Origin of the sequence: Micrococcus sp. SL257 (assembly GCF_026625585.1) — a bacterium.
Lineage (GTDB): Bacteria > Actinomycetota > Actinomycetes > Actinomycetales > Micrococcaceae > Micrococcus > Micrococcus luteus.
In genome coordinates, this window is record NZ_CP113053.1 from 1,561,662 (window position 1) to 1,575,656 (window position 13,995).

Here is a 13,995-nt window from a genome sequence, read left to right on the forward strand (position 1 = left end):
CTTTCGATGGGGTTCCGGGGTCCAGGCTACCGCGCCGGCAGGGCCGCGAGGGCATCGCCCAGCGCGTCCGCCACGGTCGTCCGGAGGTCGGCGGGGGCCAGCACCTCGACGGCGCCGCCGTGGCGTCCGACCAGCGCGGCCGCCACGGCGGCGTCGGTCAGATGCACCCGGGTGAGCCGGTCGCCGTCGGGCAGGTCGGCCTGGGCGTCCGGGCGGTAGCCGGCGGCCGCGTCGCGGACGGGATGGGCCCAGCGCAGCAGCACCGGCACCCCCGCGGCGTCGTCGGGATGGACCCGCCAGCGCGCGGGCCGAGCCCGGGGCGCGAACGTCTCCCCCGTGGGTGCGGGCGCGCTGATCCGGTCCACCCGGAACACCCGGTGGTCCTCGGCGCGACGGCACCACGCCTGCAGGTAGAGGCGCGCCCCGTCCTGCACCAGGGCCAGCGGCTCCACGTCCCGCTCGGTGAGGGCGTCGGCATGCACGGAGCGGTAGGTCAGGTGCACGACGGCCCGCTCCGCCACGGCGGCCAGCAGGGTGCGCACCGTCGCGGGGTCCACGGCCACGTCCCAGTGGGCGGCGACGGCGACCGGGGGCTCGCCGGCGGTGTGCGCCTCGGCCTCCCGGAGGGCGGCGTCGTCCGCGTCGTCCGCATCCGGGGCCCCCGCGTCCAGGACCGCGGCGCGGATCCGGCGCTGGGCGGAGCGGGCGGCCTCGCGGTCGGCCTCGTCCAGCACCGGCAGGTCCGCGACCGTCTGCAGGGCGGCGACGAGGCTGTGCGCCTCGGGGCGCGTCAGCCGCACGGGACCGGCCAGGTCGGCGGCGCGCTCCACGTGGACGCGGCCGGCCACCTCCGCCACCTCGAACTGGAAGCCGGGGAAGTCCCGCTCGGGCATGCCGCAGTAGCGCAGCGTCTCGAGGTCGGCGTCGAGGCGCTCGTCGGTGACCCCGAGACGCGCGCGCAGCTCCGCCCGGTCCACCCCGCCGGCCCGGTTGGCCAGCCCCACGATGTCCAGCAGGCGGCCCACGAGGTCCTCGCTCGAGTCGCGGGCGCGACGTCGGACGGGCGCGGCGAGCGCCACCTCGAGCAGGGCCGGGTCGGCGGGGCCGGCGTGGGTCTCCGCCGCGGCGGCCAGGCCCGCGCGGACGCGGTCGGTCAGGTCCGGGTGCGCGGCCGAGGGCACGGCCCGGCCCAGCAGGCCGCCGATCTCTGCGGCGAGGCCGTCCTCGCGCGGCCCGGCGGGGGCCTCCCAGAGCTCCCAGTCGGGTCCCGGTGCGGCGCCGTCCTCGACGCGGGGCTCGGCGGGCTCACCGACCGCGCGGACGCCCTGACCCCGGCCGGGCGCGAGCCACACCCGGACCCGCTCGGCGTCGGCCTGCCCGGCCAGGCGCGCCACGAGGCCGGCGTGGTCGTGGTCCTCGGGACGGCCGGGGGCGTCCGTCGCCCGCTCGACGCGGCGCGGCTCCCCCTCCATCCGGGTGAGCCGGAAGCTGCGCTCGGCGCCGCGGTCGAGGTCCCAGCCGGTGAGGTACCAGCGGCCGCGCACGAGGGTGAGGAACCAGGCCCGCACGGTGCGCCGGGTGGCCCGCCCCCGCGCGTCGCGGTAGGGGAAGCGCAGCACGGCCTCGTCGGCCACGGCCTGGGTGAGGGCCTCGAGCCGGGGGTCGGCCCGGGGCATGAGGGTGTGGTACCCGGCCAGCTCGTCGTCGCCCGTGAGGTCGGTGGCCGGCTGGAACAGCAGGCCCACGGCGCGGACGACGTCGGCGCGCAGCGGCGAGTCGCCCCACAGGCGCCGCGCCCGCACGAGGGCGCGGCGCTCGTCCACGGTGAGGTCGAGGTCGCGCAGCAGCAGCGCGTCGCGGACGACGCGGTGCCGCACCCCCGCCTCGTCCTCGTCGAAGCCCGCGGGTTCGAGGGTCTCCAGCGGGACCCCCACGGCGCGCAGCACGCGGCGGTCCCGCTGGAAGAGCTTCTCGAAGGCGGTGTCCGTGAGCCCCTCGTAGCCGACGACCTGCCGTCGGATCCGGTCACGCTCGAGACCGTGCGGTGCCGAGAGCAGCAGCCACAGCAGCGAGATGATGCGCTCGGCGGCCTCGTCGCCGGCGCGCCGTGGGGCGGGTGGGGTCACGGGGCCCGGGGTCAGTCGACCGAGACGAGGTCGCAGACGAAGATGAGCGTCTCGTTCGGCCCGATCGCGGAGCCGGCGCCGCGGGCGCCGTAGCCCAGGTGCGGCGGGATCTCGAGGCGGCGGCGGCCGCCGACCTTCATGCCGAGCAGGCCCTGGTCCCAGCCGGCGATGACCTGGCCGACGCCGACGGTCAGGGGCAGCGGGGTGCCGCGGTTCCACGAGGCGTCGAACTCCTCGCCGGTGGACCAGGCCACGCCCACGTAGTGGACCTGCACGCGGGAGCCGGCCTCGACGGCCGGGCCGGAGCCCTCGATCAGGTCCTCCACCACGAGCTCGGTGGGCGGGGTCTCGCCCGGGAAGTCGATCTCGGGCTTGGTGCGGTCGTAGTCGCGCTGTCCGAAGGACACGGTGCTCTCCTCTTGGGTTCTCGTGGACGGGGTCAGTTCGCCGACGGGGTGGCGGACGCCTGGGCGTCCAGGATGTCCACGACGAACAGCAGGGGCTCGTTCTCGCCGATGTCCGGCGGGCTGCCCTGCTCACCGTAGGCCTTCTCGGCCGGGATCGACAGGAGGACGCGCGAGCCCACCTTCTGGCCGGCCAGACCCTCCTTCCAGCCCTCGATGACCTGGTTGAGGGAGAACGTGATGGCCTGACCCGTCTCCCAGGACGAGTCGAAGACCTCGCCGTCGGACCACGTCACGCCCTCGTACTGCACGGTCACGGTGTCGTCCGCCCCGACTTCGCGGCCCTCGCCCTCGATCAGGGGCTGGACCACCAGCTCCTGGGGCGCCTCGCCGTCGGGCTTCGCGATGCTCGGCCGGCCGCTCTGCTCGTCCACGGTGACGTCGGGCAGGCGCTCGTCCCGCTCGGTCACCTCTTCGCCCTCGGCCTGCTTCGGCAGGATGGCGTCGATCTTGTAGACGAACAGCTGGGCGGGCTGCGTCTGGGTGGAGGGGGAGGCGCTCGGCGACGCGCTCTCGGTCTGCGGGACGGGGACGTCGTACTCGGGGCTGTACGCGGCGACGATCGTGCCGGCGCCGTTGCCCACCAGCATCTCGTGGATCTCCGGGTTCATGGACTTGAGCTGGTCGTCCACGGGCACGGCTTCCGGTTCGCCGCTGAAGTTCTCGGCGACCACCTCGCCGCTGGCCGGATCGACGACGGCGATCGACATCTTCAGGACGTCGCCCTCCTGCACCTGCTCCCCCTCGCCGGCGGTCAGCACGCGCGTGGTGGGCTGGTCGGTGTCGATCTCCCCGTCGATCTCGACCGTCGGCGCCCCGCCGTCGCCCTCCGTGAAGGTGACACCCGTCAGGGCGTCCGGCTCCCCCTGGCCCTCGCCGACGGCCGCCCGCTCGGGGGCGGCCGACGTGGAGGCCGACGCGGTGTCGCTGTGGGGCTGGTCCGCGCCGTCGTCGCCGGTGGCGCAGGCGGTGGCCAGCATCAGGCCCGCGGCGCCGAGGGACAGCAGCGGCAGCAGGCGGCGACGGCGGCGGGCCGTCGGGGGCTGGGGGGTCTCGAACGAACTCATGCGGGTCACCCTAACGGCGCGTCCTGGACGCGCGCTGTCAGGCGATCCGCTCGAACAGCCGGTCGACGGCGGCCGACGACGTGTCGAACGGGTCCTTCGTCACGATCGCGTGCAGCGGATGGTCGGTGAGCTTCAGGGTCGTCCAGTCGACGGCGTAGTCCAGGCCGTGCTCCCGGGCGCGGGCCACGAAGTCCGCGCGCACGCGGGCCCGGGTGGTGGGCGGGGCGGTCTCCACGGCGGACCGGGCGGCGTCCTCGGGCAGCAGGCGCGCGACGGCGCCGCGCCGCCGCAGCATGCGGAACAGCCCCCGGTCGGGGTCGATGTCGTGGAAGGCCAGGTCCAGCTGGGCGAGGCGGGGTGAGCCCCAGTCCAGGTCGTGGCGGGCCCGGTAGTCCTCCAGCATGCGCAGCTTGATCGCCCAGTCGATGCGGTCCTCGATGCGGGACCGGTCACCGGTGCGGACGGCGTCGAGCACCTCGCCCCACAGGGTGAGGATCTCCCCCACCCGGTCGTGGTGGGCACCCTCCGCGGCGACGAAGGCGCGGGCCCGCTCGAGGTAGTGCTCCTGCAGCTCGAGGGCGGAGGCCTCCCCCTCGCGGAGCGCGATGCGGGCCGTGCCGGTGAGGTCGTGGGAGATCTGCCGCACCGCGCGGGTGGGGTGGGCGACGACGCGGTCCCCGAGCGGGAAGCCCGCCTCGATCATCCGCAGCAGCAGGTCGGTGGCGCCGAAGCGCAGCAGGTGGGTGTGCTCGGAGAGGTTCGTGTCCCCCACGATCACGTGGAGGCGTCGGTACTCGGAGGCGTCCGCGTGCGGCTCGTCCCGCGTGTTGATGATCGGCCGGGACCGCGTGGTGGAGGAGGACACGCCGTCCTGCACGAAGTCGGCGCGCTGGGAGAACGCGAAGTGGGCCGGGCCCTCGCCCTCGGGCCACGTGCCGGCGGGCACGACGCGGCCCGCGCCCACGAGGATCTGCCGGGAGACGAGGAACGGGACGAGCGCCTCGGTGAGCCGCCGGTACTCGGTGCGCCGGCGCAGCAGGTAGTTCTCGTGGGAGCCGTAGGAGCTGCCCGAGGAGTCGGCGTTGTTGCGGTAGAGGTGGATCCGGCCGCCGACCCCGTCCGCGGCCATGCGCTCCTCGGCCTGGACCACGAGGTCGTGCAGCAGCAGGTCCCCCGCCCCGTCCGAGGCGATGAGCTCGTCGAGCGTCGAGCACTCGGCGGTCGCGTACTCGGGGTGGGACCCGACGTCGAGATAGAGCCGGGAGCCGTTGGCCACGAACACGTTCGAGGACCTCCCCCACTCGACGACGGGCCGGAAGAGGTAGCGGACGACCTCTTCGGGGCTCAGCGGGCGCCCCTGCGGGTTCCAGTGCTGGACGCCGTACTCCGTCTCCAGCCCGAAGATCCGGCGGGCGCGGTCCGCGTCGGTCACTGGCCGCCCTTCTGGACGAAGCCCTTGACGAACTCCTCGGCGTTGGACTCCAGCACCGAGTCGATCTCGTCCAGCAGGCTGTCCAGGCCCTGGTCCTGGGCCGCGGGCTTCACGTGCGCCTGGCCCGCCGCGGCGCCGGTCTCGTCGTCGCCGCCGGACGGGCGTGGGCGGATCTGCTCCTGGGACATGGTGGCCTCCTCGTGCGTCGACGCGGGTCGGTGTGCTCCGTCCGCGTCCACCCATCCTGCCCCACGCGCGGGCCACGTTTCAGCCCCACGTCCCCGGGTTGCCCCGCGCTGGCAGGATGGGGGCATGCGCCTGTGGACCCTTCATCCCCGCCACCTCGACCGTCAGGGCCTGACGGGCGCCTGGCGCGAGGCCCTGCTCGCGCAGGCCGTCCTGGCCGGCCGCACGCGCGGGTATCGGGACCACCCGCAGCTGCTGAGGTTCCGGGAGCACCCGGACCCGTCCGGCGCCGTCGGTGCGTTCCTCTCCGGCCTCGAGGCCGAGGCCACGGCGCGCGGCTATCGCTTCGACCACTCCCGGATCGACCGGCCGTGCCCCGCCCCCGACGGCGCGGTGTGCATCCCGCCCGCCGGTCTCGCACCGATCCCGGCCACCACGGGCCAGCGCGACCTGGAGTGGCGTCACCTGTGCGCCAAGCTGGCCGCGCGCAGCCCCGCCTGGCTCGAACGGTGGTCGGACACGCCCGTCCCCGACGTGCACCCGCTGTTCACGATCGTCCCGGGGCCGGTCGCCTCCTGGGAGCGCGCCTGAGGGCGGGCCGCGGTCGGGCCCGGTCTGGCACGGTGGGCGCATGATCCGCGACGAGAGCATCGAGAGCTATCTGGGGCGCCTCGCCTCCGGCGAGCCCACCCCCGGCGGCGGCGCGACGGGCGCGCTCGCGGTCGCCGAGGGCGCCGGACTGCTGGCCATGGCGGCCCGGTTCAGCGCGGCCGAGGAGGACGCCCGGGCATCGGAGGGCCTGATCGCGGCGTGCCTCGGCCTCGCCGACGGCGACGAGCGGGGCTTCGGCGCCGTGGCCGAGGCGTTCGGGCTGCCCCGCGACACCCCGGAGGACCGGGCCCGGCGCTCGGCCGCGATCCAGGCCGCCCTGGCCGAGGCCGTCCAGCCGCCCCGCGGGATCGTCGATGCCGCCGAGCGTGCGCTGGACCTGGCCGAGCGTGTGCTGGACGCGGCGAACCCGAACGTGCTCTCCGACGTCGGTGCGGCGCTCGGCTGCGTCCGGGGCGGCCTCACCGCCGCCGCGGTCACCCTCGAGACCAACCTGGGCCCCCTCCGCGACGAGGGCCTGGAGGGCGTCCTGCGCACCGACGTCGACCGGGCGGACCGTCTCGTCGCGCGGGCGGACGCCCTGCTGGGCCGCGTGCGCGCGGCCGTCGCGGGCTGAGCGCCCGCCCTCGCCTCAGGCCCGCGCGCCGAACAGCGGCAGCAGCGTGGCCACGAGCGCCTCGTCGTCGGGCCGGGGCGCGGCGGCGTCCTCCCACCAGCCGGGCAGGTCGACGGCGGCGCCGACCAGCGGCTCGGCCAGGTGCAGCCGGTGCACCCGCTCCCCCGCCCCGCGCAGCAGCAGCGTCTCCCACGCGGCGCCGGCCACGCGGTCACCGTGGCGGCCCACGAGGTTGCCGCGGGTCCACGCGCGGGTGGCCCGCGGCGGCGTGGCGACGGCGGCACGGATCTCCGCCTCATCGGCGAGCGTCCGGAGGGCGCCGGCGGCCACGAGGCGGCGGTGCAGGGAGCGGGCCGGGCGCAGGTCGGCGTACTGCAGGTCCACCATCGCGAGGCGGGGGTCGGTCCAGTCCGCGCCCGTGCGGGCCCGCAGGCCCTCGAGGACGCGCAGCTTGGCCGCCCAGTCGGCGCGGTCGCTCAGGGACAGCGGATCCGCGGTGGCGTCGTCGAGGTCGATGGCCCAGGCCTCCAGCACCTCGCGCGTCTGCGGATCCGTCACCCCGAAGGCGGCGCAGTGGGCGCGGGCCGCGTCCAGGTAGGACCGCAGGATCTGCAGCCCGGTCCAGTGCCGGCGCACGGGGCCGTCCGCGGTGCGTTCGAGCAGCGGCACCGTGGCCCGCAGACCCGGGTCGTGGCTGATCGTCTGCAACGCGGCCACCGGGTCGTCCAGGGTGAGCCGGGGCGCCGTCCCGGCCTCGGCCATCGCGAGGACGAGCGCGGTCATGCCCATCCGCAGCCACGTGGCGTGCTGGCTCAGCGTCGCGTCGCCGATGATCACGTGGAGCCGGCGGTAGGCCTCGGGACGGGCGTGCGGCTCGTCCCGCGTGTTGACGATCGGCCGGTGGATCGTGGTCTCCAGCCCCACGGGCTCCTCGAAGTAGTCGGCCCGCTGCGACAGCTGGAAGCCCGGCCGCTCCCCCGCCGGGCCGAGCCCCACGCGGCCCGCGCCCACGAGCACCTGCCGCGCCGCGAAGAACGGCAGCAGGACGGCGGTGAGCTCCTCGAAGTCGAGGGACCGGGCCACGAGGTAGTTCTCGTGCGCGCCGTAGGACTGGCCCTTGCCGTCCACGTTGTTCTTGTAGACCAGCACCTCCGGGGCGCCCTCGGCCTGGCCGATGTGCTCGGCCGCCGCCTGCGCGACCAGGTCCCCGGCGGCGTCCCACACCATGGCGTCCCGCGGGGTGGTCGTCTCCGGCGACGAGTACTCCGGGTGGGCGTGGTCCACGTACCAGCGCGCACCGTTGGCCAGCACGGTGGACAGGAGCAGGTGCACGGGCTCCCCGTCCGGGCCCACGAGCGCCTCGTCGGTCAGCTGCGAGGGGTGCGCCGCCGAACGCGGCAGCCGCCAGCCGCGGGCGTCCACGAGCGGCGACTCCCCCGTGTAGTCCCACTCCGTGCCGGCCACCGCCGAGCCGGACCGGGTGACCAGGTCCGCGTACGCGTTCACGAGCTCGACCGAGAGCACGCTGTGGTGCGCCCCCGGGTTGGCCGGCGCGTGGATGCCGAACTCGGTCTCCGTGCCCATCACGCGGTGCACGCCCCAGCCGGCGGCGTCCCTCCCGTTCGGGGGCACCGCCGCGCCGTGGAACAGCCGGCGCTGGCCCTCGAAGGCGAGGGTCGGGCCGACGTCGACGGCGGCGGCCCGGGCGAAGCCGTCCGCGGCCCCGCGGCCGAACGCGCTCATGCCTCGACCCCCCGGACCATGCGCAGCGAGCGCAGCCGAGGACCGCGCCAGCCGGAGGTGCGCGCCCACTCGGCAGGCGCGACCGTGGCCAGCAGGTCCGTCTGGTCCTCCAGCACCGCGGCCACGGCCTCGCGCAGGTGGCCCTCGCGGACGCCGAGCGCGGCCGGGGCCTGGCCGGCGGCCAGGTAGTCGCGCACCGCGTGCCGCTTGGCGCGGTCCACGACGTCGGCCACCACGGCGCCCGAGACGAGGTCGGCCAGGTGCAGGGCGTGGGTCGTGCCGGACACGTCCGTCAGCTCCGCCAGCGCGGTGTCCGCGCCGCGGTCGTAGAGGGCGGCGACCGTCCGGGCGATGAGCGTCGCGCGGGCCGCGTCCGCGGAGCCGGCCGCGACGACGTCGTCGGCGTGCAGGGGCACGTCTACGGTGAGGTGCTTGGCCATGATCTCCGCGGCGCCGTCGGCGTCGGGACGGTCCACGCGGATCTTCACGTCCAGTCGGCCGGGGCGGAGCACGGCCGGGTCGATCATGTCCTCGCGGTTGGAGGCGCCGATGACGATCACGTTCTCGAGGGCCTCGACGCCGTCGATCTCGGTGAGCAGCTGCGGGACGATCGTGGTCTCCACGTCCGAGGAGACGCCGGAGCCGCGCGTGCGGAACAGCGACTCCATCTCGTCGAAGAAGATGACCACGGGGAAGCCGGCGTCGGCCTTCTCGCGGGCCCGGTCGAAGATGACGCGGATCTGCCGCTCGGTCTCGCCCACGTACTTGTTCAGCAGCTCGGGTCCCTTGACGTTGAGGAAGAACGAGCGCTCGCCGTCCGCGCTGCGGGCCGAGAGGGCGTTGGCCACGGCCTTGGCGAGCATGGTCTTGCCGGTGCCGGGCGGGCCGTACAGCATGATCCCCTTGGGGGCGCGCAGGCCGTGCTCGCGGTAGACCTCGGGGTGCAGGAACGGGATCTCGACGGCCTCGCGGATCCGGTCGATCTGCGGGCCGAGGCCGCCGATGTCCTCGAATGTGACGTCCGGGACCTCTTCCAGCAGCACCTCGTCCACCTCGGACAGCTCGACCCGCCGCAGCGCCCATTCGACGCGGGCGTCCACGGTGACGGCGTCCCCGTGGCGCAGGTCGACGCCCTCCAGCGCGGGCGCGCGCCGCACCACGCGCTCCTCGTCCGCCGTGCCGGCCAGGACGAGGCCGCCGTCGGGCAGCGCCTCCTTGACGCGCAGCAGCTGACCCGACCCCGTGCCCGGGGCGACGCCGACGATCGAGCTGGACTCGTCCAGCAGCACCTGGGCGCCGGGGGTGAGGCGGGCGGCGTCGAGCAGCGGGGAGACCGTCACGCGCAGCCGCCGGCCGTTCTGCACGACGTCCGCTCCCCCGCGCACCACGGCGCCGGTCTCCACGCCCTCCTCGGGCTCGCGCGGGGCATGGACGGCCTCGAGGGTGGCGAAGGTGAACGGCGGATGCGTGACGGCGTCCAGGTTCTCCTTGAGCGTCGTGATCTCGGCGCGCGTGGCCTCGAGCAGCTCGACCATGCGCCGGTTGTTGCGGGCGGCCGTCTGCGTCTGGGCCTCGGCGGCCCGACGGCGTTCGCTCAGGCCGGCGGCGTGCCGCTGGGCGGACTGCAGCTGGTGCCGCAGCCGTTCGGCCTCGGCCTGGGATTGCCGCAGCAGCTCCCGTGCCTCGGCGAGGCGCTGCTCGGCGTGCTCCGTGCCTGATTGCGCGTGGTGGTCCACCGGTGCTCCGTCCACTCAGTCCTGCTCCCCGGTCGGGGTCCTCCCACCGTACGCGTCCACGCCCTGCTCGGCGGCGCGTGACCGCGCGGCCATGAGGCGGGCCTCCTTCGCCGCCTTGCGCGCCTTCTTGTCTGTGATCGGCCGTTCGCCGAGGGCCTCGGGCGTCCACCGGGCCTCGTCGGCCGGCTGCCAGGCCTCGACGTCCTCGGCTCTGAACTCGGAGACCTTGGAGCGCTTCTTCAGGCGCAGCGCCTCCTCGCCCGAGGCCAGGCGGCGGGCCGTGAGGAGGAAGCCGGTGTGCGCGACCATGCGGTGGTCGGGGCGCACGGCGAGCCCGTCCAGGTGCCAGCCGCGCACGAGGGTCTCGTTGGCCTCGACCTGCGTGAAGCGGCCCGAGTCCCGGATGGCCTCGGCCACGCGGGAGAGCTGGGTGGCGGTGGCCACGTAGTTCAGCCACACACCGCCGGGGGCCAGGACCTCGGCGACGGCGTCGAGGCATTCCCAGGGGGCCAGCATGTCCAGGACCACCCGGTCCACGGAGCCCGGCTCGTGGACCTTGGGCATCTCCTCCTGCGCGTCGCCGAGGTGCACCGACCAGGCGGGGTGCTCGGCGCCGAAGAAGGCCTCCACATTGGCCCGGGCGACGTCCGCGAACTCCGGGCGGCGCTCGTAGGAGTGCAGGCGCCCGTGGTCGCCCACGGCGCGCAGCAGGGACATGGACAGGGCGCCGGAGCCCACGCCGGCCTCGACCACGACGGCGCCCGGGAAGATGTCCGCCTGCTGCACGATCTGCGCCGCGTCCTTCGGGTAGACCACCGTGGCGCCGCGGGGCATGGACAGGACGAAGTCGTTCAGCAGGGGGCGCAGCACCTGGTACGGCTGGCCGGCCGAGTTCTCGACCACGACGCCCTCGAAGCCGCCGATCAGGTCGTCGTGCCGCAGCACGCCCTGGTAGCTGTGGAACTCCCCGCCGGGCAGCAGGGTGATCGTGTTGAGGCGGCCCTTCGCGTCCTTGATCTGCACGCGCTGGCCGGCCCGCAGGGGGCCGCGGCGCGCGCTCACGCCGGTGGGTTCGGTCATGGGGGGCTCCTTCGGTTCAGGGACGCCGCGTCGCGTCGACGGCGGCGAGGATCGTCTCGCGGGGCACCACGGAGCGCACGAGGCCGTGCGCGTCGGTCAGCACCCACACGGGGGTCTGGGGGTCGGCCAGGCGGGCGGCCAGGTCGGGACCGGCGGCGGGGACGTCGTCGCGGACGAGGACGGCCTCCGGGGCCAGCGCGACGGCGACCGCGGCCAGGGCGGTGGTCGTGCGGCGCGCCGGGGTGAGGCCCGCCGCGGCCGTGTGGTCCAGCACGCCGCGGGGCCGACCGGCCCCGTCCACGGCCACGACGGCGCGGCGGCCGCCGTCCGCCTGGGCCAGGGCCTCGGCGACGCTGAGGTGCTCGGGCAGGGCGATGGCGGGCGCCTCGACCTGCTCGAGCCGCAGGGCCTCCAGCCGGCGGCTCCAGCGCCCGTGGCGCACGGCGTCGTCCGCGCCCCGCCACAGGGTGAGGGCGACCCAGGCCACCAGGAGGACGACGAACAGGTCCGGCGCGCGGCCCGCGAGGGTCGGGGGGCCGAGCACCGCCGCGAGGACGCCCACCGCGACGACGCGCCCGGCCCAGCCGGCCGCCTCGACGCCACGGGCCCGGGAGCCGGTGGCGGCCCAGACGGCGGACTCGACCATGCGGCCGCCGTCGAGCGGGGTGCCCGGCAGCGCGTTGAACGCGGCCAGGAGGAGGTTGGCCCACACCGTGACCTCGAGCAGCAGGGCGGGAACGGACGGGCCGGGCACGGCGCGGGCCGCCAGATGGGCGAGGCCCGCGAGCACGAGGTTCGCGGCGGGGCCGGCCATCGCGGTGAGGACCGTGTCCAGCGGTCGAGCGGACGGGCTGCGGAACTGGGTGTGCCCGCCCCACAGGGTGAGCGCGATCTCCTCGGTGCGCTGGCCGAAGGCGCGGCCGGTGAGGGCGTGGGCGGCCTCGTGGACCAGGACGGAGAGGGCCAGGAGCACGGCGTACCCCAGGGCGACCCCGTAGGCGACGCTGCCGATCGCGGGCAGCGCGCGCTGGATCTGCGGGCCGAACGCGAGGGTGATGACCGCGGCGATCAGGAGCCAGGACCAGGACAGGCGCACCGGCGCGCCGGCGATCGTGCCCAGCCGGACGGAGGCGAGCCCGCTCATCCGGCCCCGTCCGCCCCGGGCCCGCGCGCGGCGGCGATCCGGCGGACCGCGGCGAGGTCGGCCGGCGTGCGGCCGGCGAGCGTCGTCCACTCGACGGTCGCGAGCCCTGCCGGCAGCGGCAGCACGCTGGGCACGCCGACCGTCGGCAGGCCCGCGGCCACGGCCGCGCCGACGCCCACCGGGGAGTCCTCGACCGCCACACAGTCGGCGGCCGTCAGCCCCGGTGTCCGCTCGGCCAGCAGCTGCAGGCCCAGCCGGTACGCCTCCGGGTCGGGCTTGCCCCGGGAGACCATGTCCCCCGAGACGACGACGTCCAGCGTGCCCGCCGGCGCCCGCTCGGCCAGCGCGCGGGCCAGCGGGGCATGGGACATCGTCACGAGGGCGCCCGGCACGCCGGCCTCGGCGAGCGCGACGAGCAGCTCCCGGGCGCCCGGCCGCCACGGCACCCCGCTGACGACCCCCTGGACGACCTCGTCCATCGTCAGGTCGATGATCCGCTGCACGGGCAGGTCCAGCCCGGCCTCCTGCAGACGGCGCGCTCCCTCGTCGAGGGGGCGTCCCACGAGGGAGGCGGCCAGGTCCTCCGACCAGGTGCCGCCGTGCTCGACCACCAGCCGACGCTGGACGGCGTTCCACAGGGGCTCGGTGTCCACGAGGGTGCCGTCCATGTCCCACAGGACGGCGCGCGGCAGGCGGCGGGCACGGTCGTCCGGGGCGGGCGCGGGGTGGCGGGGCATGGAGTGCATCCTATCGAGCGCCGCCGCCGGGGTGTGCGGGGCGGGTCGCGGGCCGTGGCCCCGTCGTCGGGCCGTGTCTAGGCTGGCCGCCATGACCGACGCTACCTCCGAGGACCAGCCGGACGACGTCCTGGGCCCGCTGCGGACCCACCTGACGGCGACCGTGGACGAGCTCGAGGCCGGGCGGCGGGCCCCCACGGTCCTGTTGCTGGCCTTCGAGGGGTGGAACGACGCCGGGGAGGCCGCGACCGGGGCCCTGGGCGCGCTGCGGGAGCAGTGGGACGCGGCGGACGCGGGACGGGTGTGCGACGGCGAGTTCTACGACTACCAGGTCACTCGACCCCTGGTCCGGCGCGACGCCGACGGGCTGGGGACGCTGGACTGGCCGGCGGTCACCCTGCACGAGGCGCTCCTGGACCGTGAGGGTCGGCCCGTCGCGGGCGAGGCCGCCCCGCCGGACGGGGTGCGTGTGCTCCTCGCCGTCGGCGTGGAGCCGAACGTGCGGTGGCGCGCGTTCCTCGAGGAGCTGTTCACGGCGGCCGACGCGCGTGACGTGGACGCCGTCGTGACGCTGGGCGCGCTGCTGGCGGACGTGCCCCACACCCGGCCCCTGCGCGCCCGCCCGACCTCGCCGCTCGTGGACGTGCGGGTGGCCGTCGGTGCGGACCGTCCGGTCTACGAGGGGCCCACCGGCATCATCGGCGTCATCGCGGACGAGGCCGCGCGCCGCGGCCTGCCGAGCCTCTCGCTGTGGGGGACGGTGCCCCACTACGTGGCCCAGGCGCCCTCCCCCAAGACGCTGCTCGGGCTGGTCGAGGCGGTCGAGGACCTGCTGCACGTGAGCGTGTCCACGCGCGGGCTGGAGGACGACGCGAGGGCCTGGCAGCGCGGCGTGGACGAGCTGGCCGCCGAGGACCCCGACGTCGCCGCCTACGTCCGGCAGCTCGAGGAGGCCCAGGACACCCAGCAGCTGCCGGAGGCCTCGGGCGAGTCGATCGCGCGGGAGTTCGAGCGCTACCTGCGCGGGCGCGGCGGACGCTGACGCCCGGCCGCGC

13 protein-coding genes are annotated in these 13,995 nt (G+C 76.0%); 3 read left to right on the forward strand and 10 right to left on the reverse strand.

What is annotated here, in order from left to right; genetic code table 11:
* Window positions 1-26 precede the first annotated feature (26 nt).
* The 5 genes from OVA32_RS07205 to OVA32_RS07225 are packed head-to-tail and all read right to left on the reverse strand — an operon-like array spanning window position 27 to window position 5,277.
* Entirely contained in the window at window positions 27-2,126 is a 2,100-nt protein-coding gene (locus OVA32_RS07205; RefSeq protein ID WP_210078855.1) for a helix-turn-helix transcriptional regulator, read from the reverse strand.
* Window positions 2,127-2,137: 11 nt separating this feature from the next.
* On the reverse strand, window positions 2,138-2,533 hold the full coding sequence (locus OVA32_RS07210) for an FKBP-type peptidyl-prolyl cis-trans isomerase (RefSeq protein ID WP_010078659.1): 396 nt from the start codon (window positions 2,531-2,533) through the stop codon (window positions 2,138-2,140).
* A 32-nt stretch (window positions 2,534-2,565) separates the two neighbouring features.
* Window positions 2,566-3,657: an FKBP-type peptidyl-prolyl cis-trans isomerase gene (locus OVA32_RS07215; protein ID WP_210078853.1), complete on the reverse strand. Its 1,092-nt coding sequence runs from the start codon at window positions 3,655-3,657 to the stop codon at window positions 2,566-2,568.
* A 37-nt stretch (window positions 3,658-3,694) separates the two neighbouring features.
* Window positions 3,695-5,089 (reverse strand): Pup--protein ligase, encoded by a 1,395-nt coding sequence (gene pafA, locus OVA32_RS07220; RefSeq protein ID WP_210078851.1) that lies wholly within the window; start codon window positions 5,087-5,089, stop codon window positions 3,695-3,697.
* Window positions 5,086-5,277 (reverse strand): ubiquitin-like protein Pup, encoded by a 192-nt coding sequence (locus OVA32_RS07225; RefSeq protein WP_017488237.1) that lies wholly within the window; start codon window positions 5,275-5,277, stop codon window positions 5,086-5,088. Before OVA32_RS07225 ends, pafA begins: the two co-directional genes overlap by 4 nt.
* A gap of 124 nt (window positions 5,278-5,401) precedes the next feature.
* Between OVA32_RS07225 and OVA32_RS07230 the strand changes: the two genes are divergently transcribed.
* Both OVA32_RS07230 and OVA32_RS07235 read left to right on the forward strand, forming a co-directional pair.
* Entirely contained in the window at window positions 5,402-5,866 is a 465-nt protein-coding gene (locus tag OVA32_RS07230; protein ID WP_098092764.1) for a pyrimidine dimer DNA glycosylase/endonuclease V, read from the forward strand.
* 40 nt (window positions 5,867-5,906) lie between these two features.
* Window positions 5,907-6,500, forward strand: coding sequence for a cyclodeaminase/cyclohydrolase family protein (locus OVA32_RS07235; RefSeq protein ID WP_210078849.1), 594 nt, complete (start codon window positions 5,907-5,909; stop codon window positions 6,498-6,500).
* Between the two features lie 15 nt (window positions 6,501-6,515).
* Here OVA32_RS07235 and dop read toward each other — a convergent pair whose 3' ends face one another.
* The 5 genes from dop to OVA32_RS07260 are packed head-to-tail and all read right to left on the reverse strand — an operon-like array spanning window position 6,516 to window position 12,940.
* On the reverse strand, window positions 6,516-8,243 hold the full coding sequence (gene dop, locus OVA32_RS07240; RefSeq protein WP_210078847.1) for a depupylase/deamidase Dop: 1,728 nt from the start codon (window positions 8,241-8,243) through the stop codon (window positions 6,516-6,518).
* Complete coding sequence (arc, locus tag OVA32_RS07245; RefSeq protein ID WP_098092775.1) at window positions 8,240-9,994, reverse strand: proteasome ATPase; 1,755 nt, start codon at window positions 9,992-9,994, stop codon at window positions 8,240-8,242. The genes dop and arc overlap by 4 nt, the downstream gene beginning before the upstream one ends.
* Window positions 9,995-11,059: a tRNA (adenine-N1)-methyltransferase gene (locus tag OVA32_RS07250; protein ID WP_020627227.1), complete on the reverse strand. Its 1,065-nt coding sequence runs from the start codon at window positions 11,057-11,059 to the stop codon at window positions 9,995-9,997.
* 16 nt (window positions 11,060-11,075) lie between these two features.
* Window positions 11,076-12,203: a site-2 protease family protein gene (locus OVA32_RS07255; protein ID WP_206451607.1), complete on the reverse strand. Its 1,128-nt coding sequence runs from the start codon at window positions 12,201-12,203 to the stop codon at window positions 11,076-11,078.
* The gene (locus OVA32_RS07260) at window positions 12,200-12,940 is read right to left on the reverse strand and encodes an HAD family hydrolase (RefSeq protein WP_049147716.1); all 741 of its coding nucleotides are present in this window, start codon (window positions 12,938-12,940) and stop codon (window positions 12,200-12,202) included. The genes OVA32_RS07255 and OVA32_RS07260 overlap by 4 nt, the downstream gene beginning before the upstream one ends.
* A gap of 91 nt (window positions 12,941-13,031) precedes the next feature.
* Between OVA32_RS07260 and OVA32_RS07265 the strand changes: the two genes are divergently transcribed.
* The gene (locus OVA32_RS07265; RefSeq protein WP_036315178.1) at window positions 13,032-13,982 is read left to right on the forward strand and encodes a proteasome assembly chaperone family protein; all 951 of its coding nucleotides are present in this window, start codon (window positions 13,032-13,034) and stop codon (window positions 13,980-13,982) included.
* The last annotated feature ends 13 nt before the right edge of the window (window positions 13,983-13,995 follow it).

Excerpts from the sequence above, each read along its gene's own strand:
- OVA32_RS07255 (WP_206451607.1), bottom strand. The coding sequence starts at position 12,203 with ATGAGCGGGCTCGCCTCCGTCCGGCTGGGCACGATCGCCGGCGCGCCG.
- OVA32_RS07265 (WP_036315178.1), top strand. The coding sequence starts at position 13,032 with ATGACCGACGCTACCTCCGAGGACCAGCCGGACGACGTCCTGGGCCCG.
- dop (WP_210078847.1), bottom strand. The coding sequence starts at position 8,243 with ATGAGCGCGTTCGGCCGCGGGGCCGCGGACGGCTTCGCCCGGGCCGCC.
- OVA32_RS07235 (WP_210078849.1), top strand. The coding sequence starts at position 5,907 with ATGATCCGCGACGAGAGCATCGAGAGCTATCTGGGGCGCCTCGCCTCC.
- OVA32_RS07215 (WP_210078853.1), bottom strand. The coding sequence starts at position 3,657 with ATGAGTTCGTTCGAGACCCCCCAGCCCCCGACGGCCCGCCGCCGTCGC.
- OVA32_RS07250 (WP_020627227.1), bottom strand. The coding sequence starts at position 11,059 with ATGACCGAACCCACCGGCGTGAGCGCGCGCCGCGGCCCCCTGCGGGCC.
- OVA32_RS07260 (WP_049147716.1), bottom strand. The coding sequence starts at position 12,940 with ATGCCCCGCCACCCCGCGCCCGCCCCGGACGACCGTGCCCGCCGCCTG.
- OVA32_RS07230 (WP_098092764.1), top strand. The coding sequence starts at position 5,402 with ATGCGCCTGTGGACCCTTCATCCCCGCCACCTCGACCGTCAGGGCCTG.
- OVA32_RS07225 (WP_017488237.1), bottom strand. The coding sequence starts at position 5,277 with ATGTCCCAGGAGCAGATCCGCCCACGCCCGTCCGGCGGCGACGACGAG.